The following is a 24,593-nucleotide window of genomic DNA, read 5'->3' as shown; positions in this document are numbered from 1 at the left end:
GCCACATGCGATGGGGTGGAGGCGAGTCGGAAAGCTCCCCCAGAATCAGGGTTTGAGCCATTGCCTTTGTCCTAAGCTTTTTAACCACAGCTATATTTTCTCTAAATTTTGAACATGACGTACTGCCTACCTTTCAGCCTCAGCCCTCAGCACTGACATTTTGTTATGGTTGCGGTTTTAACCGCCAAAATTCTTGTCCCGAACCCAAGTTATTTAAATCGGTATTACAAGTTTGACCTGTGAAGGAATCCTGCTGTTAGATTTTTTGACAGTAGAGATTTAATCATCACAGGGAGAAATTGACCGATGATAGCCCCAAAGCAACTCTCAAATGCGGAGAAGCAATTGATTCGGTTGGGATTGCGCCTTAATCCAACCGTTGTCATCATTGGTTTCGCCATCCTCATGGTGACGTGGTCAACCCTATTTCAAATCCCTTTAATTATTTACAATCTTCTGCTGCTACCTGGGTTTGCACTGCTAATCGCCTGGTTCAACTATGCTGGGTTGGCGTGTGTTTTTTTGGATGAATTTATTCCTCATGATATTCCAGAGCGAAAGTTTGCAAAGGCTTTGAAGGCATTAGAGGCTGAGGCAGTTAAAATTCAACAGCTAGGATTTGAGGAAATCGACCGCTTCTATGTCAAAACAAGGTTTGATTTAATCGAACTTGTCTTCAAGCATCAACACGAAAACATTGCACTATCTCTTCTATGTTTTGTCGGTCGAGCCACATACATCAGCCTGTCCACTGAATTAAATAATGAAGTGTTAGTCACCACGAGTTCAGTTAAGCTCTCTAATTTTCCCAGACCATCTACGTCCTATTTACAAACCCTTGGGAACACCGATCATTACTTGCTTTTAGAAGCCCATAAAGATGCGATTGAGATCTTTGTGGATCACGGTTATAGTCCCGTCGATATGTTTCAAGAACCATGGCGATCGCGCTTTCTTCGATTAGAGCGATACTTTATCCGCTACATCATGACTATTCCATTCTGGGCACTCAAAATGTATTTTTGGGTATTTACCAAACCTGGGAAAAAGTATCAGGTCACGATTCGAGAGCAATTAGCTCGCCAAATCATTCAAATTCCTCGTCTAAATAGTTTTTGATGGTTTGAGCGGTAGCCAAATCTCAAACGTGGTTCCCTGCCCTTCTTCAGATTGCAAGTTGATCTTGCCACCATGTTTTTCCACAATAATCTGATGGCTAATGGCTAATCCTAGTCCTGTCCCCTCTCCTACAGGTTTAGTCGTAAAGAAGGTTTCAAAAATCCGTCCTTGAATCTCCTCTGGAATGCCCGGACCGTTATCAGCAATCTTAATCAAAACCCATGGATCACCACTTGTAGCGGGCTCATCCTCCAGAACATGCTGCTCCGTCGTAATTATGATAGTGGGTTCCCACGGTTCATCTAAATTTTGAAAATCTTCAGCCAGGGGTTGGCTTTGAGCCTTTTCCGTCAAGGCATCAATCGCGTTACTAATCAGGTTCATAAACACCTGGCTAATTTGCCCAAAATGACAGGTGATTGTTGGAATATCACCGTAGCGTTTTACAACAACAATGCTGTTTTTAAGGCGATTATTCAGAATTAACAGAGTATTGTCAATGCAACTACGAATATCAACTGGTCGGAGATCATTTTCATTGGTATGAGAAAAGTTTCGCAGGCTACTGGCAATACCTTTTAGTCGCTCTGCGCCGATTCTCATACTGTCGATAATTTGAGTTAAATCCTTAATGACAAAATCCAACTCAATCTCTTCTTGAATATCCAAAATCGTTTGAGGAGGGTTAGTAATTTCAGATTGATAGGTAGATAACAAACGGATCAAATCTTGACTGTAATTCGAGAGGTATCGAATGTTACCTGAAATGAAATTTACTGGGTTCAAAATCTCGTGTGCCACCCCTGCAACCATACGTCCCAAGCTTGCCATTTTCTCTGCTTGAATCATTTGAGCTTGGGTCTGTTCGTATAACAATTGCCGTGTCATCTCATGGATGTGAGATTGAGCCACTAACAACTGATAGACGTCTAACAATCGATAGACCTGTGGCTCAAGTTGAACCACAACTGGTTCATATAATTGCTCAGGAGGTCGTCTGAGAGCCTGACGGGTTGCGGCAACGATAAGTGTCTTACCAGGAAAAACCGAAACCTCTGAGGAAATAAAACTATAGAGGACAGTGAGCGGTCGATTTAGGAACAAACACAGTCCATAGGGGCGACTCATTTGCTCCAGAAATCGGCGTCTCGAAATCATCCCCACCAGACTACCCTCTTCAACAAGAATAATGCCGGGTAAAAGCGGATTTGCATCAAAAATGTCAGTCGCTTGTTGACCCGGTTGATTGGCATCAATCTGGAAATCGTGAAGCGGCAGATCCTGTAAAGTTGACTCTAAGGTCAGATTTGGCAGGGCAATATCGGGATGGGCGGTAGCCGAGTAAGGGGTGACAGGCATAACTGACATGATGGTTATGAAAGAGATGAGTCAATCACGCACGGTAGAGCAGTAAAACACCCCGACTATTTGCAAATTAGAAATATGTAATTATTAATAGCCAGTTAATCTTAAGTTAACCTTGATTACTAATTGATCAGTTAAGGCTTGTTTGAGACACTTTTTTAACTTTCGGTTGTCTCCAACATATACAGAGATAAAGGATTTTCAACCTATAAGTCAATGCATTTGAAAAGAATTTATCAGACTTTAAGAGTGCTTAGTCATGACAAGAGAAGGTATAAGAAATGAGCGATCGGCCCAATAATTCAGAAGTTTATTTTTTAGCCAACAATTAGTGATTATAGCTTGGGTCAGAAAGCTTAAGGCAACGGCAATGGCTCCAACCTTGATACTGGGAAAGCTTCTTGACTCGCCTTCGCCCTATTAAGTGTGGCTAACGTCAGTTCGGTTTAAGAGCCTGGCGAATGAATTCGCGGCTATCAAAGCGAAGTCCGCCGACGCGGACTCCGGAAGATCTAAGAGTTGACGAACCGACGTAAGTCGGTTTTGCTCCGATAGCTGTGGTTTTAACCGCCAAAATCCTTATCTCGAATTCACATTAGCTACAGCTATATTATCCGTAAACTAGAAGTCGAAGTTTTTTGAAACTCCGACTTCTGTTCTACAATCAGTTGCGCCACGGATCAAGATATTAACTGATCACAAAGTTAACCAATTTTCCGGGTACAACAATGACCTTTTTAATCTCCTTACCAGCAATATAACGCTGTGCCAATTCAGATTCCCGCGCCAATTGTTCCAGAGTTTGCTGATCGGCTTGGGCAGGCACCTGAATCGTGCCCCGGGTTTTGCCCAGAATCTGAATAACCAACGAGATCTCATCCACAACGAGTGCAGCGGGATCGTAGGTTGGCCAGGTTTGCTGATGCACTGAGTCAGAGTGCCCCAAGGTATGCCACAATTCCTCTGCAATGTGAGGTGCAAAGGGAGCCAACAACGTCAGCAACGTTTTGATGCCCTCGGCATAAATGGGCGATCGCTTGCAGTTCGCATCAGTCAGCGCATTACTCAGTTTCATTAACTCTGAAACCGCCGTATTAAACTGGTACTCACCTTCCAGGTCTTCCGTGATCTGTTGAATGGCGTAGTTAATGGCATAGCGCACATCTTTCTCCGCTTTGCTCAACTCACCTGTAGACGGTTCTACTGAAGTTCCAGCAAACTCCGTCACCAACCGCCAGACCCGATTCAAGAAGCGGAACTGCCCTTCGACATCTGCTTCATCCCATTCCAGATCCTTTTCAGGTGGGGCTTTGAACAGGATAAACATCCGCGCCGTATCGGCTCCGTACTTCTTGATCACTTCCTCCGGTGCCACACCGTTGTACTTCGACTTTGACATGGTTTTGTAGGAGCAAATCAATGTCTCACCCGTGTCAGGATCTTTGGGATCGCTGGGATCAACCAGAGCAGAGGGAATCCACTTCTCCGTGCGCGGGTTTTGATAAGTCAACCCCTGCACCATGCCTTGAGTTAACAATCGCTTGAAAGGCTCATCAAAGGTCAATAAACCGCGATCGCGCAACACTTTAGTAAAGAAGCGAGAGTAGAGCAAGTGCAAAATCGCGTGCTCAATGCCCCCGACATACTGATCCACAGGCATCCAGTCATTCGCTTTAGCCGCATCAAAGACCTGCTGAGGGTTCCTCGCGTCGGTGTAACGCAAGAAATACCACGACGAATCAATAAAGGTATCCATCGTATCTGTCTCGCGTCGGGCAGCAGTGCCACAACTGGGACAGGGCACATTCAGCCAATCTTCCAGCTTGGTTAAGGGAGAGGCTCCCCGTCCCGTCAGATCGACATCCTCTGGCAAGGCGACTGGTAAATCTTCTTGAGGAACAGGCACAATGCCACAACTGGGGCAGTGAATCACTGGAATGGGGCATCCCCAATAGCGTTGCCGCGAGATCAACCAGTCGCGCAGGCGGTAGGTGATGGTTCCCTTGCCCTTGCCGTTTGCCTCTAACCACTTCACTGCTGTCAGGACACTTTGTCCCTCACCTTTCCCCGCCGGAACTCCATCCAAGGGTCCCGAATGCACCATCACCCCTTCGTGGGGATAAGCCTCGGTCATCGTTTCGGCACTGAGTTCCTGATCAGGGGGTTGCACCACCACTTTGATCGGCAGGTTAAACTTGCGGGCAAACGCAAAGTCGCGTTCGTCGTGAGCAGGAACCGCCATAATTGCCCCTGTGCCATACTCCATCAACACATAGTCGGCAATCCAGATGGGGATCTTCTCGTCATTGACCGGGTTGATGGCATAGCTGCCCGTCCACACGCCCGTTTTTTCGCGATCGTCCGAGGTTCGATCGATCTCACTCTCGCTGGCGGCGATCGCTTGATAGGCTTGAATCGCCTCTGCTTGCTCTGGAGTCGTCAACTTTGGCACAAGGGGATGCTCCGGTGAGAGCACCATAAAGGTTGCTCCCCACAGAGTATCGGGACGGGTGGTAAAGACGGGCAATTCGTCTCCCGCTTCTGTTTTGAAGACCACCTGTGCCCCCGTTGATTTGCCAATCCAGTTGGCTTGCATCAACTTTACCCGCTCAGGCCATCCGTCGAGTTGGTCGAGATCGTTCAACAATTGCTCGGCATAGTCGGTGATCTTGAGGAACCATTGCCGCAACAACCGTCGTTCCACGATCGCCCCCGATCGCCACGACCGCCCCTGACTATCGACCTGCTCATTTGCCAATACAGTCTGGTCAATCGGGTCCCAGTTCACTGCGGCTTCTTTTTGGTATGCCAAGCCCGCCTTAAAAAACTCCAAAAAGATCCACTGCGTCCAGTGGTAATAGTCTGAGGAACAGGTTGCCACCTCTCGATCCCAGTCGTAGGACAAGCCCAACCGCTTCAACTCAGCCTTCATCTGGGCAATGTTCTGATACGTCCACTTAGCCGGGGGAATGCCCCGATCGATCGCCGCGTTCTCCGCAGGCAATCCAAACGCATCCCACCCCATCGGATGTAACACCCGATAGCCCTGCATCCGGTGCGATCGGGCAATCACATCGGTGATGGTGTAGTTGCGGACGTGACCCATATGCAGGTTGCCCGACGGATAAGGGAACATCGACAGGGCATAGTATTTGGGCTTGTCGGTGCTCTCGTCTGCCTTATCCAGCCCTTGCTCAGCCCAGATTTGCTGCCACTTTTCCTCGATCGCTGCGGGGTTATAACGCGACTCCACGAACGCAACTCCTTTCGGTAACAGGGTTTGTTTCCCATTCTAAAGTTTCGTTGCTCTAAATAGGTAATTTAGAGGGGAGTGGGGGAGAGGAAGGAAGCAAGGATAAATAAGGATAAATGATGAAGGATGAAGGATAAAAGGGAAGAGGCGCGATTTATCGCGATTTATCACGTCTACGCAAAGGATGGAGGATTGGGGAGTGCACTATCATCCCATGACTCCATTACTCCATCACTCCGTCACCCTATCACCCCACTACCCACAAAGAACCATTGACTATTGACCACTGACCACTGACCACTGACCACTGACCATTAACTATTGACCATTAACCACTAACCATTGACCATTAACCACTGACTACTGACCACTGACTACTGACCACTGACTACTGACCACTGACTACTGACCACTGACCATTAATCATTGACCATTAACCACTAACCATTGACCATCAACCACTAACCATTGACTATTGACCACTGACTACTGACCATTGACGAATAACCATTGACCACTGACCATTAACTATTGACTACTCAGCCTTTCGCCTTCCTATGACCTCTACTCCGCTCTCTGTCTTTGTCTACGGAACACTGAAACCGGGAGGTTTTTATTACAAGGAATACTGTGAGGGTCGAGTTATAAAGAGCTACGAGGCGATCGCACTGGGTCAACTCTACGATCTGCCATTGGGATATCCGGCAATGGCAGCAGGAAATGATCCTGTGTGGGGTTATGTTCTCGTCTTTGAAGACCCTGATGTGCTAAAGGATTTGGATGAACTGGAGGGATATGAGCCGCAGCGATCGCCCGACGAGAATGAATATGAACGGGTCTGGGTCGAGGTGTTTGATCACCATCAGCAATCTCTTGGCTTTGTCTGGACTTACATTATGACCGCAGAAAAAGCGTTGGCACTGGGCGGAGTGTTGCTCCCAGAAGGGATTTGGATTCATCAATCAATCCTTTAAAGCAACAAGAGGCATGGTTTCCCATACCTCTAGAAAACGATTTGAAGCCGTTTTAGATTAACGGATATCGGTTTGAGACTCGTACAGCATCAGTTGAGATGGATCAACTGGTTCTGAAATAGTTGCCTTCGGAATCTCAATCAGAGGTTGATCGAGAGCAATCATCAGCGCATCGGAAGAAACATTGGATGCCGTAGTATCAGGCGATGCGGGTTGCTCAGCCGCAAACTGTTGACTGGGTGTCTGAAACGAAGGTGTGAAACTTGAGAAAACACCGACGAAGACAGCGGCGATCGCCACTCCACCCCATGCCATAGCAAACCGTTGCCGACGATTAATCTGGTTAAATACGCGCTGAGTCACCTGTTCGGCGGGTTGCTCAGCCGTGGGGACAGGCATCGTTCGGATTGCCTGACGTAGTTTAAGCAATCTGGAATAGAGCTGCTGTACGGCAGGGTCAGTGTCCAACCAGTGTTCGACTTGGCGACGCTCGGATGCAGTCACTTCGCCATCGAGATAAGCACTTAACAATTCAAAGCGATCGCGCTTTAAGTTGTCCAATAGAGTGTCTGGTTGGGATGCGCTTGAGCCGTAATCAGTAGATGCATCGCTAGAGGATAGCGGTTGAGAGTTGTTGCGCGAATCAAAGTTGGGAGTCATTTTTGCAATGAGCAGAATTGAATCACAAAGTCCATGACCAGAATGCGAAGCGAAACCGATCGCATACATCCACTAGCTCGATCATAATAGACGAAGCCAAAAAGGGTGGATAGTGTATCTGGTCACATCAAGCTAACCAAAATCATCTCCCGGTCATCGATGCACCATCAGGCTTTACAGTTGACTTTTACATTTGACCCAGGAGGTTGCATGAGCTGTTACTCACTCTACTCAATAGATTACCCAAGCTCTATTGACCATCTAAATAATTTTGCAACTGTGATTGCAACCGTTGACGCGCTCGGGCAATTCGAGATTTCACAGTACCCAAAGAAACCCCTGTAATCTCAGCAATTTCTTCGTAAGCCATCCCCTCAATCTCACGCAGCACAATTGTTGTTCTAAAGACCTCAGGCAGATCGGCGATCGCCTCCCGCAATTGGTCATAAAACTCATGAGTCATCAACTCTTCAGTTGGACCGGGATCGTCAGAGGCAATTTCCCAATCCATCTCACCATCGTCTACACTACGAGGTGCATCTAAGGAGAGTGGGCTGTTCACACGCTTCCGTTTCCGCAACTCGTCATAGAACAAGTTCGTCGCAATTCGACTTAACCAACCGCGAAACTTCGCTGGCTCTTGTAAACGTCGAACGTTGCGGTAAACCCGAATCCAAACTTCCTGTGCTAAATCTGCCCGGTCAGACCAATCAGGAGCGAGGTGATATAGCACCTTCTCAACGTGAGACTGATAGCGACGCAGCAACTCCGCAAAGGCATTGCGTGAGGGGCGCATTCCAGTCTGACACTGCAAAATCAGGTCATAGTTCGAGAGTTTCTCAGGCTGCACGTTGGTCAGGGCGGAGTCCGCCTCTGTTGACCACGATGCTGGAAGAGCTTGACTCATGGGCAGAGCTTGACTAGGAGTGGTTCCGTCTCTGAATGACGCTGGCATGTCTGAAAAGTTCCTACGATACGGCAATGATTCAACGACTCACCTGGCTCAACGCTTTACAGCAACGATTGCTACAGGCGTAGAGAGTATTTAAGTGATGAGTGGCACAGCCAGAAAAGTTGGCATTGGTTTGAAGGAAGTCGTCCAGTACAAGAACTGGCACCTTGCTAAAGAATGATTCACTTCCCTCAAAGGCTTATACCCTGAGACGTCTACACTGTATCGTTAGCCTCTAACTTTTGGAGTCATCCTGTAGGACGGTTTTTCAATTGCACATATCTGTCACACAGGCGGAACAATCATAAAGATTTAAGAATTAGAGCAAGGGGGAGTAAGGGGGAATGGGGAGTGAGGAATGGGGAGTAGAGGGGTATATTCCCGGCTTCTATTGAAGTAGCAAGCTCTGGTAAGGAGGCAACCTCAGAAACCGGGGATTTATGTAGAGTGTATCCACAGGCTATTGCTAATTGCCCCCTAACGATTGTCCCCTTAACGATTGACCATTGACCATTGACCATTGACCATAACGATTAACCATTGACCATTGACCATTGACCATTAACCATTGACCATTGACCATTGACCAACGACCAATCACGATTGACCGTTGAACAGCGAACGAGATAATAGCGAAAGTGGCAGGTGAAGACAGCATGTTAATGGAAGCCTGGGGAGTTCTGCTAATTTTCGTGGTGTGCCCGATTTTAGGCGGGTTACCTCTCATTGCCTGGATTACACAAGGATTGACTGGACGACGGCTCGATCGCCTGGGAACCCGCAATATCAGCGTCTCAGCTGCGTTTTACCACGGTGGGCAGGTGGTCGGTATTCTGGCGGTGTTGTCGGAGGCATTTAAGGGTGTCGCCGCTGTATTGCTGGCACGGGCATTCTTTCCGCATAACCCAGCATGGGAAATTGTGGCGTTGATTGCGCTGGTGATTGGACGCTATTGGATTAGCCGAGGAGCAGGCACCACCAATGTTGTCTGGGGTTACATTACCCATGATTGGGTCAGTGCAGGGTTGATTTTTATCATTAGCAGCATCAGTTTTACTATTCTGCGAGAGCGGCAGTTAGGGCGATTGGGGGTCTTGTTTTTGCTGCCGTTGATCACCGTGTTGCGCCATCCCCATGATGGGGGACTGTTTGGCACAACCATTGTGCTGAGCATGTTACTTGCCGGGATTTATCGAAAGATTCCAGACGATTTAGAATTACCAACGGATGCCGCTCAAGGAAGTTCTCGCCAGATGTTTCGATTTTTTCGAGGCGATCGCGCCATTCTCACCCTGGATCAACCTCTGGAAGCTATCAAAGTGGGTTCCAAATCTGCAACACTGGCTCAACTTAAACGCTGGGGTTATCCGGTGCCGATGGGCTGGGTGTTGCCACCAGGAGATGACCCTGCACCGTTGGTTGAATTGCTCTATCCGACAGCAGAAGATCCCCTCGTGGTGCGTTCTTCCGCGATCGGGGAGGACAGCGACACCGCATCTGCCGCTGGGGTGTATGAGTCGATTCTGGATGTTACCAGTAAGCCTAGCTTGGAGCAGGCGATCGCCCGTTGTCAGATGTCCTATAACCGTCCGGCGGCAGTGCAATATCGCCGTGATAGCCGCTCTGAAGAAGGCGGAATGGCGGTGTTGGTGCAGCATCAGGTCAAAAGTGTGTTTTCGGGAGTGGCGTTTAGTCGCGATCCGATGACTCGTCAGGGTGACGCTGTCGTGATTGAGGCGTTACCCGGATCTGCCAGTCAGGTGGTGTCGGGGCGATTTACACCAGAGCAATATCGGGTTTGGCTAAAACCTAACGATATCCCCAGCATTACAGCTGATAGTCCCCCTGAAAGCTGGCTGTTGCCGAGTTCTGTGGAGTTGAGTGTCGAGGGATCGGGTGATGTGCCACCCCGTCTAATTCAGCAGATTGCCTACCTGACTCGGCATTTAGAAACTCGCTATCATGGCATACCTCAGGACATTGAGTGGAGCTATGACGGTCAACACATTTGGCTGTTACAGTGCCGTCCCATCACCACTCTCCTGCCGATCTGGACACGCAAGATCGCCGCTGAGGTCATTCCCGGATTCATTCGTCCTCTGACCTGGTCGATCAACCGACCGCTCACCTGTGGGGTGTGGGGGGACTTGTTTACGCTCGTACTGGGCGATCGCTCTAAGGGATTAGACTTCAACGAAACGGCTACCCTGCACTTCTCCGCTGCCTATTTCAACGCATCACTGTTGGGACAACTATTTCGTCGCATGGGGTTGCCTCCCGAAAGCCTGGAGTTCCTGACGCGAGGAGCCAAGTTCAGCAAACCGCCGATCGCCTCGACTCTGCGAAATGTACCGGGGTTAATGCGATTGGTATTGCGAGAATGGGATCTCGATCGCGACTTTAGCCGAGATAATCGCAAATTGTTTCTGCCACTCCTGACAGACCTGGAACGGGAACAGCCCTCAGAACTGGCTCCCGCTGATCTGTTGCAGCGCATCGATCGCATTCTGGTGGCTTTGCGTCGAGCTACCTACTACAGCATCATGGCTCCGCTAAGTCTGGCATTACGGCAAGCCTTGTTTAAGGTGCCAGCTACCAAGCTTGACAGTAGCCAAACACCCGAAGTAGCTGCGATGCGATCGCTGCAATCTCTAGCAACCGCAGCACGCCCCTTGTTGCCCAATGTGGATGATTTAAATCAGCACCGTTCGACGATCTTTGCGGCTCTGGCAGAAAATCCAGATGGGCGAGCGGTGTTGCGCCAGTTAGACCAGTTTTTGGAGCAGTATGGTTACTTAAGTGAAGTGGGGACTGACATTGCCGTTCCTACCTGGCGCGAAGACCCCAAAACCGTGCGGGAACAATTTGTGCAATGCCTGTTTAATCCGACTCCACTGCCACCCCCCAGACGCAAATCTCTGAATCCACAGGTACAGCGAGTCCAGCATCGCCTCAACCTGAAAGCACGAGTAACTACGGTTTACAGTCGTTTGTTAGCCGAATTGCGATGGAGTTTTGTTGCCCTTGAGAAATATTGGATTGATGCTGGGGAATTGAAGCAGACAAACGACATTTTCTTCTTGACCTTTGATGAGATTCGTCAGGTGATTCGTGCTGATGCTCGCATGAATGACCACTTGTTGCAGCAGATTGAGCAGCGGCGATCGCAGTTTGAGCAAGAGCGTACTTCTTCTAAAGTGCCTTCCCTGGTCTACGGCAATGCCCCTCCTCGCATCCGGGCGATTCCTCCTTCTAGTCAACCTGCCTCGCGCCGAATGCAGGGCATTGGAGCAAGTCCGGGACAGGTCGAGGGGCGAGTGTTGGTAGCACAAACCATGGAGGAAGGCTCCGCTGTGGATCAGGACACCATTCTGGTTGTGCCTTATACCGATTCGGGGTGGTCGCCCATATTGGCTCGTGCCGGGGGATTGATTGCCGAAGTGGGGGGACGGTTATCGCATGGGGCGATCGTCGCTCGTGAGTATGGCATTCCCGCTGTGATGGATGTTCACGACGCAACGCAGATCTTCCAGACTGGGCAGCGAGTCCGCATTGATGGTGAATCAGGCGTGGTTGAGATGCTTTAGACCAACCTAACCCCCTTGCCTGCATATGGAATTTCCGTAAGGGCGTTTCGCGAAACGCCCTTACGATCGACTTCATCTCGTTCCTCAGGCTCAGCCTTGGAAACAAGAGCTAATGCACTTCAAAACAACGATAGCTGAGCGGGAGGTTGCTCAAAACTATCCCACGGGAGCGGTGGAACGGCTACGGCGTGTCGCTCCAATTGGTGTTGGAAATAACGGGCATTCCCAGGCGATCGCTCCTCCACAGGGCAATGCACAAAGAAGTAAACCTGTTTGCCGTGCTGCAAGCTCTGGTTGACCTGTGTTACCCATTCCTCCAGATAGGGACGGTTGAAATCCAGGTCGGGGTGGCTGATGTAGCGGATCAGGCTAAAGTCGGCGGTGACTGAAAAGCTAACAGGCACTTGGGGTTTGCGCCGCTCTGAGTGTACCTGGGGATCGTCGGGGCACTCGTAGATGGGGCGAGTATCGAGTAATACGCGACCCACTCCTAGTTTCTCTAGTAACTGGTTGAGGCGATCGCTCTCCCGTTCTCGAAACCAATCTCCATGCCGCACCTCAACCGCCAACTGGGCTTTGTCGGAGTGCCAGCCTTTGAGAAACGTGGCTAAATCCTCAAACTGCTGTGGGCTATAACTCGGTGGCAACTGCACAAACAGGGGCCCCAGGCGATCGCCCAATCCACTCATGTGCTCTAAGAAGGCGATCGCATTCGGCAAGCGATCCGCCAACGTTCCCTGATGGGTAATGTCTCTTGGCAACTTCAGGCAAAACTTGAAGCCATCAGGGGTTTCGTCAGTCCATCGTTGAACGGTGGGGCGATCGGGAATCGAATAAAAGGTGGTATTGCCTTCAACAGTCGTGAATCGCCGACTGTAGAGATTCAAAAAATCGCCAGATCGACTCCCGATAGGAAACAGATCGCCCACCCATGCCTTGTATCCCCAAATCGCGCACCCAATTCGAAAGGTCATTGATCTGCACCACCACCGAGCCTGCTTAATTCCACTCTACTCCTTGCCATGCTGGATTCCACTGAGGCAGGAGATCTAGATAATCTTTGGACACTCCACGAATCCAAATGTACTCCTCGTCAATTCGTTCAACTCCAACCAATCGGGCACCAAACATGCCCCAGAGCAAGCCGCCAAACATTAAAACCAGACTCAACACCCCCAATGCGCTCGCTGATTCGACCGGGGCTGAAAATGCTGCAATAAATAGAACAATTCCTGCTATGCCGATGATCCAGCACCGCAAAATCAAGCGACTGCGTTGTCGCAATATCTCCTCTGTAATGCCCAAATAAACGATCGCTTTTTTACGGATGATCACGGCCACGAGCGCATAAATCAGCAAATTCAGAAGAATTAGCAGGTAGATGAGCGGAGGGTGCCAGTATAAAACCGCTCTAAGTCGCTTACCGTTGGCGGGTTGATTCGTCTTGATGCAGCGATCGGGTACTTCTGCGCCTCGTCGCATCACTAAGAGATTGCCAGAACGCCAAAGCCCTTCAGGAGTAGCCACCATAATTGCTTCCAATCGAAAAATAGCGATTGCTTTTCAATATATACAGCAGCTATCCAGGCTTGTGAATGACTATACCCGCGATTACTCCATTAACACGAACTCCGCAAATCAAAGGTTGGGCAAGCCGACACAGGCCAGTTTTGCCCTCACAACAGCCGTTTTAACCGCCAAAATTCTCAGCCTCAGCTTAACTACACTGAGAGTGCTTCGTCAGTCTGGCTAACCACTGTCCCGGAGTAAACCAACCCCCGTTGCATATCTAGTGTCAGGATCGCCCCATCACGAATCACCTCTGTGGCATCCTTAACACCCAGGATCACAGGCACTCCCAGACGCAGACCAATCACAGCAGCATGACTGGTCAAACTGTCATCCTCAGTGATGATCCCCGATGCTTTGCGGATAACTTCCACAAAGTCAGCAGTTGTGCGGTTGGCGACCAAAATTTCACCCGGATTAAAGTTCCCAACATCCATTGGACTGTGAGCCACTCTGGCACGACCACTAACCGACCCTTGCCCAATGCCGATGCCTTTACCCAAAACCGCTGTGACGACCTCCACCTTGATCAAGTCGGTCGAGCCAGATACTCCTTGGAGTGTTCCAGCGGTCATCACCACCAGATCACCCTCGTGCAGCATTTGCTTTTCCTGCGCGACGTTAAGTGCTGCCTGAAACGTCTGCCCCGTTGACGGCAAGTTGAGGACGAGCAACGGTTTTACACCCCAGACCAATTGCAACTGCCGTGCCACATCTACATGAGGAGTAACCGCCAGAATGGGCGTATGGGGGCGGAACTTGGAGACATTTCGAGCCGTGGCTCCTGTCTTGGTCAAAGTCATAATAGCAGCGGCTTTCAGTTGCTCTGAGATGCGTCCAACCGCCTGACTGATTGCATTGGGAATCGATCGCCCCTGAGCACTTTCCATGTTGCGACTCGGTTGGTCTTGCTCAATCCGAACCGCGATCCGAGCCATCGTCTCGACCGCTTCTACCGGATATTTGCCAACAGCTGTCTCGTTAGAGAGCATCACCGCATCGGTGCCGTCAAGAATGGCGTTCGCCACGTCAGAGATTTCAGCGCGGGTAGGTCGAGGATTGCCCACCATACTGTCGAGCATTTGCGTTGCTGTAATGACGGGAATCCCCAAACGGTTTGCCGTCAAGATCAGGCGTTTTTGCAAAATCGGCACTTCTTCAGCGGGTAGCTCAACCCCCAGGTCGCCGCGTGCCACCATCACCCCATCACAAATGGAGAGAATGGCTTCCATCTGCTCGATCGCCTCGTGTTTCTCGATTTTGGCGATTACCGGCACATGCTTTCCAGCACTGGAGATCAGTTCTTTAACCTCCAACACATCCTGCGGATTGCGAACGAAACTGAGTGCCACCCAATCGACCCCCTGATCCAACCCGAAGATCAGATCAGCCCGATCCTTATCAGTCAACGCTTTGATCGAGAGATAAACTCCCGGAAAGTTAACCCCTTTGTTATTCGACAAAACACCGCCAACGACAGTGCGGCAATGGAGTTGCTTTTCGGCTTTGTCTACCTTCTCAACCCGCATCTCAACCCGACCATCATCCAATAGAATGGTCGCCCCCTCAGGCACCTCCTCCGAGAGCATGTCGTAGGTGACGGCACTCATTTCCTGAGTTCCTGGCATGGGAACACTGGTCAAAATGAAGGGATCGCCTTTTTGCAAGACGATAGAGCCATTTTCAAATCGCCCCAACCGAATTTTTGGACCCTGCAAATCTTGCAGAATTCCCACGGGTTGGTTAAGTTCAAACGAGATTTGCCGAATGAGACGAATGTTGCGCTGATGGTCGTCATGAGTGCCGTGCGAGAAGTTGAGCCGCAGCGTTGTCGCTCCAGCCTCAATGAGTCTACGCAGAACATCCGGGCTACTCGTTGCAGGACCAATAGTGGCGACTATTTTTGTTCGGCGTAGAGAAGGTTGCGACTGCATGGAGATTCCAAACGTGACTGAATTAGAGAATAACGAGTTTAATAAACTGCATTAAATCGGTGCTAATTAACGGGGGTTGTTTTGAGCTGTTGCACTTTAAAAGTCACAGGGTCAAAACATGACCTATAAAAACATTCTTTCAGGTAGTAAGCCCATTTAATGGGTGAAGTGAATGAGCCAGATGAAGGTAACTAACAGCAGTTTTACTTCGGTTAGATACTGTAATCATCCCACAACTCTTTTTTCTCATCACAACAGGGTAAATCTGTACTGTTTTCAAGAAAAAAGGGGGCGATCGCAACTTTTTTCTGACTCAAAGGCAAAAGGGATAGTAACACGTTTTTTGAGTGTTTTTATCAGGGGGCTTGCCGAAAAATCAGTTTCCTATGCGAAAGGCACAGAGAGTTACTCTCCGTGCCTTCGTGTTTGGGCGATCGCCCCTGTCGTGAATTAAGTCAACCCAACTAGCGGAAGTTATTGGGATTCAAGCGATTGGGGTTAGATTGAGTCGAGAAACCACCCTGCAACCGTGCTCCGGTTCCCCCGTCTGCCCGATCCAGGAACGGACGTAGATCAATGCCATTGCTGGCACGGCGACGCGAGGGCAAATTCAGCACCTCACCAATCCGGTCGAGCAGGTCATCCTGACCACCCCCCGAATAGGTATTCACGCCATCGGTTTGCTGACCACTATCGGCAACGGCGAGATTTTCAAAGACGCGATCACGAGTGGCAACAGGGTCTTGTCCGGGAGGAACGGTCAACACAATGCGGCAGGCGGAGTTGCGATCGGTCGTGGCGCAAATCACGTTATAGCCGTTCTCCATCCCCGTGCGGAGTTCCTGCAATCCATCAGGACGATAGGACTCTAAGCGACGGCTAATCTCAGCGCAACGACGTTCAGGAGTCCAACCCCCACCCAACAACGAGGGCACTGCCCAGGCGTAAGCCTGGTTGGGTTGGCTTTCGGGGTAATACATGACAGTATGCTCCCCATTCACAGTTTGGCAAGCGAAGCGAGTGCCACTCTCAACAGGGGGCACCGAGTCTCCCGAACTGGACTGTTTAACAGCCGTTTCACCAGTGGCGATCGCGGCTAGAGCCGTTCCACTGAGCAGCAGAGTACCCATAGACAGGCTGATCGCCGCAGAGACGATACCGAGCAGGTTACGACGATGTCCTGAAAATAGAGATTTCATGTGTGGCGACATAGAAAATAATCCTTCATGCAGAGTAATTTTTGTAATGGCATGCATCAAACTGGCAAAGCATTCAGGGAGCCTCTGCTCTAAGACTCCTACTGTGACTCAAGACGCTGATTCAATGCATAAAGTGCCTTAAAAATATGAGCTTCAGAGGTTATTAAGGCTATAAATTTTTTCTATCGGTAGGCGATCGCCCTGTTTTATTTTTTGAGGATTTTTTCTTTTACAGATCTTGACTTATGCAGAAAGGTTGATGTTTTTTCGGCATTATTCAGAATCAGAGGCTATAATAATAAGTATGGGTTATATACTTAGACAGAATTCGCCGTAAAGTTTTATAACAAAAAGTTTGTGTCTCTTGTTACACTATCCTTTGGAATAAAGGAGCAACCAACGAGGTTGTGACTTCAAGAATCTCACTGCCGATTGGGAACGCGCAGAAGGGGTTTCTTCCAAAAGAGAACGCAACGTAGATCAAGATTGATCATGACTGGCTTACGAAAGCCAGTTTTTTTTACGAAGATATAGCCGTACCCACATTCGTTGGGGCAGAGGCGATTGGGGCAGAGGCGAGCCAGAAAGCTCCCCAAAATTAGTGAAGGAGTATCAGTTATCCCAGTTTGGGCAGCACTTCTGGCAACAGATGTCCGGGCAAGATTCCGAGTGCCTGGTTTTGTCCCGCCAATCCACCTGTGTTGTAGATCGTCCGCATCACTTGAATGACACAATTCAAAGCCGTTTGCCGGAAGTCAGGTTTGTGTTGCCATCCCTCAAGTGCCTGCAAATGGTGACGCAATGCCTGTTCTAAATGGGTTGACTGAGCGGCGGCTTCCAGCGAAATTTTGGGATCGGCGACAAGTTGATGGTGAGCAAGTCCCAGGTTGTTGTGAGTCGCAGACACGTCAAAGTTGAGGGGAATGGGCTGTGGGTGGGTCGCCAATTTTTCGGTAGCCACGAGGGTTGCTTCGTAGGCAGCGATCGCCGCTTGCAGATATTCCGTCCGTTGTTTAACGTCATCCTTGCTGTGGTTTGCCAGGTGCCAGTATGCAGTGCCCAGGTTATTTTGCGTGGCGGCATAGGCTGATGGAGCAGTGGCAAACGTACGGTATTGCAGGGCGATCTGATATGCCCCCAGGGCTAACCGTAGCCAGTCTTGAGGACGCTCGTGCTGTGCCAGATTCCAATATGCCGTCCCCAAATTGTTTTGAATCATGGCATAGCTCAATGGCTCCTGGTCAGCGTTGTAATAGTGCAACGCTTCAGAATAGGCGGCGATCGCCTGTTTCAGATAGACCTCTGGTTGTTGATGTTGTGCCAGGTTCCAATAAGCCGTGCCCAGGTTGTTTTGAGTTGAGGCATACCGCAGGGGATCGTGCTCTGCCTTGCGATGGCGCAGGGCTTGTTGGTAAGCCTGAATCGATCGCTGCAAGTTTTCAACTGGGTCTTGATAGCGGGCTAAATCAGCATAGGCAGCTCCCAGATTGTTTTGAATCATGGGATAGGCATTGGGCTGCAACTGGTAGTTGAGCTTAGAGAGTGCCAGTTGATAGGCTTGAATGCCTTGCTGGAGGTGAGCGAGAGCCTGATCGGGACTAGAGGCATAACGCGACAACATCCAGTACAAGTTGCCCAGATCGTTCAGCACATCTGTCCACCAGTCCGAGGTTTCGTGCAACCAGACCAACACCTGCTCATAAGCCTGAATGGCAGTGGTCAAGTTTTGCGCTGACACATCACCCTGTTCAATGCGATCGCGATAGAGGTTCCCCAAAATGCGATATGCCTCTGCCAGTGCTGCCGGAGGGGCTTGCTCCTGATGCAACAGTTCGATCTGCTGCATCAACAACATTGGTTCAGACTGCAAGTCATCAAAAGCTGGCTCCGAAGGATGCAGTAACCCCTTTGAGGAAACGGCTTGATCAGCCTCCGAGACGGTTATTGTCTCTGAGGATTGATTTGCCTGAGATTTAGCCGTCTGTGCTGGATGCGACTGAGCGTTGGAGCTTGGGGCTTTTGGCGGAGGCGGGGGAGGGGAAACTTTCGAGGAGGGAGCCTTAGAGGAGGGGATTTGTGGAGGCGAAGTCGGGGCTTGGGCTGGGGGGCGAGTCGGAGCGGCTACTTTAGCTTTGACTGCGATCGCTGGAGGCGCATCAATGACTTTGACAGAGGTTGCCCCCACTGGAGCCGCAATCCGAGCCGTTTGAGTTTGCAAAACAAACCCATCCTCTTCAGAAGCCGTATCATGCCCGTTCGTTTCAGGCTCTGCCTCCGAGTTAAGTTCTGGCAAGTCCTGAGTTAATAGCTTCCAGAGTTGCTCTTGGGTGCCATTGCTTGCAGATGCCAGAGTCTCTGCCTCAACCGCATCGTCGATGGGATCGGGATCAGGGATGGGTTGCGGGGGACGCGATCGCGCTGGAGGTGCCTCTTGAGCAGGGGCAGGCAACGGCGTGGGATCCCCGACAAACTCAAAGACCGCACTGCGACACCGCCAAAACTCTGGAGCCGAGTCTGGCAGCGTATGCAACCAGGGTTGTGGCACCCACAGGATCAGGCTCGATTCGAGAATCGATAAATTGCGCTCAATGCCTTGCAAGTGGGTCAAAAATGACCGTTGAATTGCCGCAGGTTCGCGGGTTAACTGCTCAACCCCCACCAACTGAAAGGCAGGAATGGGAGCACGCCGATTGCCAATCAGCGGAGGGGGAGATTGGGTCAGCCATTGCACCATTTGAGCGATCGGGTTGGGATCGCTGGAGTTAAGGGGCAGAGTCACTAATCGCGGATATCGAGGAGCAGGGGTCTGCTGCGGTTGCGACTTGCTTGTCGGAGTGACATCCTCAATCAGACGAGCCGAAAGGCGATCGCGCAATGCTAAATCATCACAAACTGCGATAAATATTTGACGACGTAGATTGAGGCTCAACGCCACTCGGAGGCGTTGATACGTCTGCTGGTTGAGTCCTAGAATTTTGCGGAAGGATAGATCAGTCACAGCGAGACACCGCAATCAGAACGACGGAAATTAATGAGGTTATAACCCTCTTCCAAGTCTTTCGATTCAGGTCAGGATAAGATCGCTGCTGTCTGTTCTGCTCTCTTCCCATCTATAGAGATCAAACGGGTTGAACACCTGGCGAATGAATTCGCGGCTATGGGAGCTAAGTCCGCCGACGCGGACTCTGGACAATGCAGGGTTTGCGTCTGTAGCAGCAGTTTCAACTCCCAAAATCCTTCTCCCGAATTCATGTTATCCCGATTTAAATGGTTTCCAGTGCAAATGCGGACGCTCGCAGGGGCGGGTTTTGCAGATAAATTCTTGGGTTGGCCGTTAGTAAACCGCTAAACCTGCCCCTACCGACATCTGCCTTGATCCCATTAATTTGGTATTAGCTATGGAAGCCCAATTTTTGAATCTCTTCAACAAAAACAGTGGGTGCAAAGCTAAGCCTTACACCCACTGCTATCATTCCTCAATCTATTAAGATTTATTTCTTAAGAATGTATTAAGTAAGGACAACTACGACACGGAGAAGGCAATAAAAATTAAGCCACCGACCAGAGCAAGACCACCAATCCCAAGGATGGCATAAACCATCTTTTGACCTTGGGTAGGAGGTTCTGCCTGATACATCTTTGGCTCGTTTGCAAAATTATTCAAACGACCGCCTTCTTCTGTGGTGTAGGGCATAAATAAATCCTCAACTAATCAGTTTAACTAGGGTAACAAAAAACAAAGAAGTTTTTACCTGCATAAAGAAGCATTATGAAATCGTACGACTAACCCATTGCTTCATCGGTTCTTCTTAAAGAAGGTGGGATCAAAAGCGACCGTTACCAAATCTTTGATGTTTGAAAATCCTTATCTTCTGAGACTTTTGACGCTTCACTGGTGAAATTTAAGGTGAGTTGTATGCGACTCAAACCTTAAAGATGGTATGAAAAGATACCGTTTTTGTGGTGGCAAGGGTTTCCCAGTCGCTAGGTTGGTATCAGGGGAATTACTGAGAAGGGCAACTAAACCCCTCGGCGATCGCTCTGATGAACCTAGTAGCAAGAGACGGGATATGAGTACGATTCGACTTGAAGCAGAAAAAATGACCCTGACAAACGCAGTGGTTGAAACCGGGTCGTTTGCGTCAGGTGGGGCACTCGCCATGTTAAGCGGTCCGACAGGCGGGTATAGCACTGTCTTCTCAGGTCTGAGTGGGTCTTATCAGGTCGTGATTGGCTACTACGACGAAAGCGATGGGGTGGCTCAGCTAACCGTTAACGTTAATGGCACTCAACTGGATAGTTGGGCATTGAACCAGAGCTTAGGCAACACCCGTGCTGGTTCCAATAACTTTGTACGCCGCACGATCGCGTCTAACCTGGCGATCGCTCAAGGCAGCAGCATCGATATCTTGGGCATTCAGCAGGCAGGAGAAAACGCGCGAGTTGACTACATCGAATTTATCCCGATCGCCTCCCCCAGTCCTGCCCCTGCTCCTGCTCCCGCGCCCAGTCCGGCCCCTGCTCCTGCTCCCGCGCCCACTCCGGTCCCTGCTCCTGCTCCCGCGCCCACTCCGGTCCCTCCTGCCCCAACGCGATTGCGGATTGAGGCGGAGTCTATGAGCCACACCAACTACGTCATTGAGTCGGGTAGCTTTGCCTCTAATGGTCAGTTCATCAGGGTCGGCAGCAGCGATGGTGGCTCTGCGACAACCACATTTAACGGGGCAGCCGGATTTTATGATGTGGTGATTGGCTACTATGACGAAAGTGACGGACAGTCTCAAATCACGGTTGAGCGCAACGGCGGGCAACTCGATAGCTGGCAATTGACCGAAGAACTGGGCTATAGCCGCGCCAGCAGCCAAACCTTTCGGACGAGAACTGTCGCCGCTGGATTGGCGATCGCCCCTGGAGACAGCTTCAAAATTTTGGGAACATTGATGGCGGGTGAAAACTCTCGCATCGACTACATCGAGTTTGTCCCTACTAGTGCCCCAGCACCCAGTCCATCACCGACAACCAACCCTCCAATCAACGGCACCAGCGGCAACAATATCCTTAATGGCAACTCCGCCGACAACATCATCAACGGTTTGGCAGGAGACGACACACTGTACGGGCAAGAGGGCAACGACACACTAGATGGTGGAGTTGGGCACGATCGCATCGAGGGTGGCGTGGGCAACGATACAGCAACCTATGCCCAATCGGGACGAGGCATTGTCGCCAACCTAAACACGGGCGTTGTGCTCAGTCCGTTATTTGACGCGGCCACGCAAACTCGCATTATGCCGTTAGGCGATTCCATTACGGCTGGGCAACACACCGTTAACCCAGTGCCTGGAGCTTACCGCATCCAACTCTGGCAAAACTTTGTTGCTGACAACCTCGACATTGACTTTGTTGGCTCTCAGTCCAATGGTGGCAGCAGTTTGGGCGATCGCGACCACCAGGGACATCCAGGTTGGACAGTCACTCAAATCCGTGACCTGGTCAATACGGGCATTCTCAACACCTATCAGCCGAATGTCGTGTTGCTGATGATCGGCACGAATGACACTGGCTCAGCCTCTGGCAGCACCATTCTCAGTCGAGTCAGCGGGTTAATTGATCGGATTGCCACTCTGGCTCCCAGTGCGATGGTCGTTGTCTCAACGATCGCCCCCATTCAAAAGAGCAGTACTCGCGATCAACGCGCCAAAGACTTTAACAATCGCTTACCGGGATTGGTCAGCCAAAAGGTCGCAGAAGGCAAAAACGTCTACTTTGCTAACGCAGGTGGCTCCCTCAGCATGAGCGACCTGACCACAGATGGCTTACATCCCAGCGCAGCGGGTTACAACAAACTGGGTAACGCCTGGTATCGGGCGATCGTCGAGCGTGACACCCTCAACAGCATTGAAAACGTCATTGGTTCTCGCTTTAAGGACACCCTGATTGGCAACGGCGGAGCCAACGTGTTAGAGGGTGGTCAGGGAGGCGATCGCTTAACGGGCGGTGGTAGCGAAGACACGTTTGTCTACAGAACGCTTCAAGATGGCGGTGACACCATTACTGACTTTGATGATACTGATATAATTCGCATCTCAGCCGCTGGATTTGGCGGTGGCTTGGTCAGCGGCGTTAGCCTGAGCACCGATGCCACTGCCACAACAGGCATCTTTGTTAACGGCAACACCGCGATCGGCAGTAGTGCTAACTTCCTCTATCACAACGGCGTTCTCAGCTTCGATGTTGACGGTGCTGGCGGGCAAGCTGCCATTCAACTGGCAACGCTGGCAGGAGCACCGAGCCTCAGTGCTAGCCAAATTGCGATCGCCGCATAGAGGGGAGTAAGAGAGTGGGAGAGTAGGGGAGAGAGGGAGTAGACTATCACCTCTTATCTCTTACCCATCACCCCATCACCCTTTATTCCTACATCTTCTCTTCCCTTTTATCCTTGATCCTTGATCCTTGATCCTTCTTCCCTCTTGCCTCTCCCTACTCTGGTAAAAACGGCAGCAGATCATAGATGCCGCGACGAAACTGTAGCAGGAAGATGACTTGTCGAATCTCTCGACGTAAGAGCGGAGCGCGATCGCGAGCCTCTAACTGAGCTTGCAGTTCAGCATACTCTGCTGCTGTGAGCGGGCGACCATCTACAGGCGATCGCCCCTCTAAAATAATTTGCGTTCGTGCCACTTCTTCGGGTAGGTCATCGGGAGGGGGAAGCGTTGCCTCGGCAACAACTTCAGCGGCGATCGCTCCTGGAACGGTATAAAGCAACGCAACGGCGATCGCACTCCACCCCCACATCAGCCAGCGATGTTGACGTCCCATACCCTTCCTAAATATCAGCAATATCAGCGTCGTTTTCATGAGTTGACGGTTAAACCGGGGGGTAAAGGTTCCCCGCAGCGGCAATGAATTTCGGTAATGCGGTCAAACAGCCATGGGTAGGTCTGGCGATAGTGGGGAATGAGAGCCAGGGGACTCAGCAGAGCCGCCGCTGCAATATCCGCCGCTGTCAAGCAGTCCCCGACCAGATAAGGCTGTGACTGCCACCGTTCTCCTAAAATCTCCAGTGCCCGACTCAGGCGATCGGCTGCTAACTGCACCCGTGCCGCATTCATACCATATTGCGATCGCACCACTCGAATCACCACCTGACTGGCTAGAGATGGGTCAATCTGCTTCCCTTCGCCCGCCCGATAGTCATAGTAGACGAAACGAGTTGCCGTACCGATGCTTTCGTCTAGCCAATCCTCTAGTAACCAAACCTCACGGGTCAGGGCTTCATCCACAGGCAACAACGGCGGGTCAGGCTGAACCTGTTCCAAAAATTGCAAAATGTGAGTGGAATCTCCAATGGCGATAGGTTTGCCCTCGACTTGGGGCAAGAGCACTGGCAGGGTTGTAGCTCCCGTCAAAGGCTTGACTCGTAAGGCATGAACACCAGGGGTCAAATTTTCTACAGCAAACGCAATACCCTTATAGCCCAATGCCAATCGAGCTTTGCGGCAGTAGTGCGAGGTGCTGAATTGTAATAACAGCATGCTGTGAACTGACTATAAACAAACAACCCACAACAGCCATCCTATCAAGAGAGTCGCTGCCAACGATGAACGCAGGCTCTCAAAACCAGATGAGTGTGGGTTGCCTTGAACCAGCCGTTCCCCTTATGGAAAAACTTTGAGGAAAAGCGAAACCTTTATGACGACGGAGACGTGGCAGGAGTTGGTGTTGCTCCAGGTAAAGGAGAGTCAGTAGGTGAAGCCTTGCCTGGTGCGTCAACAGGAGACTCCGGTGCCACAGCAGGATCGGCAGGTGCTCCCGCAGGAGACTCGGTTGGAGATGATGTTTCACCACCCGCACATGCCCCTAAAACAGCCGCCAAACCCAGCCCTAACAATAGTCCTACAAATTTCTTGTTCATAAACTTCTCCTTAAAACAGTGTGATCACAGCCAACGTGATGTAGAGACACAATCCTAGAAACTGAA

18 protein-coding genes are annotated in these 24,593 nt (G+C 50.4%); 4 read left to right on the top strand and 14 right to left on the bottom strand.

Annotated elements, in window-relative coordinates:
• Positions 1-306 precede the first annotated feature (306 nt).
• Complete coding sequence (locus tag H6G89_RS07415) at positions 307-1,119, top strand: hypothetical protein (protein ID WP_190504666.1); 813 nt, start codon at positions 307-309, stop codon at positions 1,117-1,119.
• Here H6G89_RS07415 and H6G89_RS07410 read toward each other — a convergent pair.
• Together H6G89_RS07410 and leuS are read right to left on the bottom strand one after the other, a co-directional pair.
• Positions 1,105-2,487 (bottom strand): sensor histidine kinase, encoded by a 1,383-nt coding sequence (locus H6G89_RS07410; RefSeq protein ID WP_190504665.1) that lies wholly within the window; start codon positions 2,485-2,487, stop codon positions 1,105-1,107. The two genes, H6G89_RS07415 and H6G89_RS07410, sit on opposite strands and share 15 nt — an antisense overlap.
• A gap of 685 nt (positions 2,488-3,172) precedes the next feature.
• Complete coding sequence (gene leuS, locus H6G89_RS07405) at positions 3,173-5,737, bottom strand: leucine--tRNA ligase (RefSeq protein WP_190504664.1); 2,565 nt, start codon at positions 5,735-5,737, stop codon at positions 3,173-3,175.
• Between the two features lie 557 nt (positions 5,738-6,294).
• Between leuS and H6G89_RS07400 the strand changes: the two genes are divergently transcribed.
• Positions 6,295-6,711, top strand: a complete 417-nt coding sequence (locus H6G89_RS07400; protein WP_190504663.1) for a gamma-glutamylcyclotransferase family protein — start codon at positions 6,295-6,297, stop codon at positions 6,709-6,711.
• A gap of 57 nt (positions 6,712-6,768) precedes the next feature.
• Here the strand turns inward: H6G89_RS07400 and H6G89_RS07395 are convergent, their stop codons facing one another.
• From H6G89_RS07395 to H6G89_RS07385, 3 genes are all read right to left on the bottom strand, one after another.
• Positions 6,769-7,371 carry an anti-sigma factor family protein gene (locus H6G89_RS07395; RefSeq protein ID WP_190504662.1) on the bottom strand — a complete coding sequence of 201 codons (603 nt, stop codon included), beginning with the start codon at positions 7,369-7,371 and terminating at the stop codon, positions 6,769-6,771.
• Positions 7,372-7,621: 250 nt separating this feature from the next.
• A complete protein-coding gene (locus H6G89_RS07390) occupies positions 7,622-8,278 on the bottom strand; it encodes a sigma-70 family RNA polymerase sigma factor (RefSeq protein ID WP_190504661.1) in 657 nt (218 codons plus the stop codon).
• A gap of 511 nt (positions 8,279-8,789) precedes the next feature.
• Positions 8,790-8,981 (bottom strand): hypothetical protein, encoded by a 192-nt coding sequence (locus H6G89_RS07385; RefSeq protein ID WP_190504660.1) that lies wholly within the window; start codon positions 8,979-8,981, stop codon positions 8,790-8,792.
• Here H6G89_RS07385 and H6G89_RS07380 point away from each other — a divergent pair.
• Positions 8,980-11,910, top strand: a complete 2,931-nt coding sequence (locus H6G89_RS07380; RefSeq protein WP_242059851.1) for a glycerol-3-phosphate acyltransferase — start codon at positions 8,980-8,982, stop codon at positions 11,908-11,910. The two genes, H6G89_RS07385 and H6G89_RS07380, sit on opposite strands and share 2 nt — an antisense overlap.
• Positions 11,911-12,029: 119 nt before the next feature.
• On the opposite strand, the gene H6G89_RS07375 is transcribed toward H6G89_RS07380, so the two are convergent.
• The 6 genes from H6G89_RS07375 to psb34 all read right to left on the bottom strand — a co-directional run bounded on the left by H6G89_RS07375 (position 12,030) and on the right by psb34 (position 20,306).
• Positions 12,030-12,884 (bottom strand): DUF72 domain-containing protein, encoded by an 855-nt coding sequence (locus H6G89_RS07375; RefSeq protein WP_190504659.1) that lies wholly within the window; start codon positions 12,882-12,884, stop codon positions 12,030-12,032.
• Positions 12,885-12,909: 25 nt separating this feature from the next.
• Positions 12,910-13,440, bottom strand: coding sequence for a hypothetical protein (locus H6G89_RS07370; RefSeq protein ID WP_190504658.1), 531 nt, complete (start codon positions 13,438-13,440; stop codon positions 12,910-12,912).
• 191 nt (positions 13,441-13,631) lie between these two features.
• Positions 13,632-15,413 carry a pyruvate kinase gene (gene pyk, locus H6G89_RS07365; protein ID WP_190504657.1) on the bottom strand — a complete coding sequence of 594 codons (1,782 nt, stop codon included), beginning with the start codon at positions 15,411-15,413 and terminating at the stop codon, positions 13,632-13,634.
• Positions 15,414-15,877: 464 nt separating this feature from the next.
• Positions 15,878-16,612, bottom strand: coding sequence for a COP23 domain-containing protein (locus H6G89_RS07360; protein ID WP_190504656.1), 735 nt, complete (start codon positions 16,610-16,612; stop codon positions 15,878-15,880).
• A gap of 616 nt (positions 16,613-17,228) precedes the next feature.
• The gene (locus H6G89_RS36215; RefSeq protein ID WP_190504655.1) at positions 17,229-19,610 is read right to left on the bottom strand and encodes a tetratricopeptide repeat protein; all 2,382 of its coding nucleotides are present in this window, start codon (positions 19,608-19,610) and stop codon (positions 17,229-17,231) included.
• Positions 19,611-20,135: 525 nt separating this feature from the next.
• Positions 20,136-20,306: a photosystem II assembly protein Psb34 gene (psb34, locus tag H6G89_RS07350; protein ID WP_190504654.1), complete on the bottom strand. Its 171-nt coding sequence runs from the start codon at positions 20,304-20,306 to the stop codon at positions 20,136-20,138.
• 376 nt (positions 20,307-20,682) lie between these two features.
• On the opposite strand from psb34, the gene H6G89_RS07345 reads away from it, so the two are divergent.
• The gene (locus tag H6G89_RS07345; RefSeq protein ID WP_190504653.1) at positions 20,683-22,938 is read left to right on the top strand and encodes a GDSL-type esterase/lipase family protein; all 2,256 of its coding nucleotides are present in this window, start codon (positions 20,683-20,685) and stop codon (positions 22,936-22,938) included.
• A 154-nt stretch (positions 22,939-23,092) separates the two neighbouring features.
• Here the strand turns inward: H6G89_RS07345 and H6G89_RS07340 are convergent, their stop codons facing one another.
• From H6G89_RS07340 to H6G89_RS07330, 3 genes are all read right to left on the bottom strand, one after another.
• Positions 23,093-23,431, bottom strand: a complete 339-nt coding sequence (locus tag H6G89_RS07340) for a hypothetical protein (RefSeq protein ID WP_190504652.1) — start codon at positions 23,429-23,431, stop codon at positions 23,093-23,095.
• Between the two features lie 35 nt (positions 23,432-23,466).
• Positions 23,467-24,147, bottom strand: coding sequence for a glutathione S-transferase family protein (locus tag H6G89_RS07335; RefSeq protein ID WP_190504651.1), 681 nt, complete (start codon positions 24,145-24,147; stop codon positions 23,467-23,469).
• A 155-nt stretch (positions 24,148-24,302) separates the two neighbouring features.
• Positions 24,303-24,527: a hypothetical protein gene (locus H6G89_RS07330; protein WP_190504650.1), complete on the bottom strand. Its 225-nt coding sequence runs from the start codon at positions 24,525-24,527 to the stop codon at positions 24,303-24,305.
• Positions 24,528-24,593 lie beyond the last annotated feature (66 nt).

It is taken from the genome of Oscillatoria sp. FACHB-1407 (assembly GCF_014697545.1).
GTDB lineage: Bacteria > Cyanobacteriota > Cyanobacteriia > Elainellales > Elainellaceae > FACHB-1407.
Note: the sequence above shows the minus strand (reverse complement) of the source record. Positions and strands in the feature narration are given on the sequence as shown.

Coding starts and splice junctions, on each gene's coding strand:
- H6G89_RS07415 (WP_190504666.1), top strand. CDS start 307: ATGATAGCCCCAAAGCAACTCTCAAATGCGGAGAAGCAATTGATTCGG.
- H6G89_RS07410 (WP_190504665.1), bottom strand. CDS start 2,487: ATGTCAGTTATGCCTGTCACCCCTTACTCGGCTACCGCCCATCCCGAT.
- H6G89_RS07400 (WP_190504663.1), top strand. CDS start 6,295: ATGACCTCTACTCCGCTCTCTGTCTTTGTCTACGGAACACTGAAACCG.
- H6G89_RS07395 (WP_190504662.1), bottom strand. CDS start 7,371: ATGACTCCCAACTTTGATTCGCGCAACAACTCTCAACCGCTATCCTCT.
- H6G89_RS07390 (WP_190504661.1), bottom strand. CDS start 8,278: ATGAGTCAAGCTCTTCCAGCATCGTGGTCAACAGAGGCGGACTCCGCC.
- H6G89_RS07380 (WP_242059851.1), top strand. CDS start 8,980: ATGTTAATGGAAGCCTGGGGAGTTCTGCTAATTTTCGTGGTGTGCCCG.
- H6G89_RS07385 (WP_190504660.1), bottom strand. CDS start 8,981: ATGCTGTCTTCACCTGCCACTTTCGCTATTATCTCGTTCGCTGTTCAA.
- H6G89_RS07375 (WP_190504659.1), bottom strand. CDS start 12,884: ATGACCTTTCGAATTGGGTGCGCGATTTGGGGATACAAGGCATGGGTG.
- H6G89_RS07370 (WP_190504658.1), bottom strand. CDS start 13,440: ATGGTGGCTACTCCTGAAGGGCTTTGGCGTTCTGGCAATCTCTTAGTG.
- pyk (WP_190504657.1), bottom strand. CDS start 15,413: ATGCAGTCGCAACCTTCTCTACGCCGAACAAAAATAGTCGCCACTATT.
- H6G89_RS07360 (WP_190504656.1), bottom strand. CDS start 16,612: ATGAAATCTCTATTTTCAGGACATCGTCGTAACCTGCTCGGTATCGTC.
- psb34 (WP_190504654.1), bottom strand. CDS start 20,306: ATGCCCTACACCACAGAAGAAGGCGGTCGTTTGAATAATTTTGCAAAC.
- H6G89_RS07345 (WP_190504653.1), top strand. CDS start 20,683: ATGAGTACGATTCGACTTGAAGCAGAAAAAATGACCCTGACAAACGCA.
- H6G89_RS07340 (WP_190504652.1), bottom strand. CDS start 23,431: ATGGGACGTCAACATCGCTGGCTGATGTGGGGGTGGAGTGCGATCGCC.
- H6G89_RS07335 (WP_190504651.1), bottom strand. CDS start 24,147: ATGCTGTTATTACAATTCAGCACCTCGCACTACTGCCGCAAAGCTCGA.
- H6G89_RS07330 (WP_190504650.1), bottom strand. CDS start 24,527: ATGAACAAGAAATTTGTAGGACTATTGTTAGGGCTGGGTTTGGCGGCT.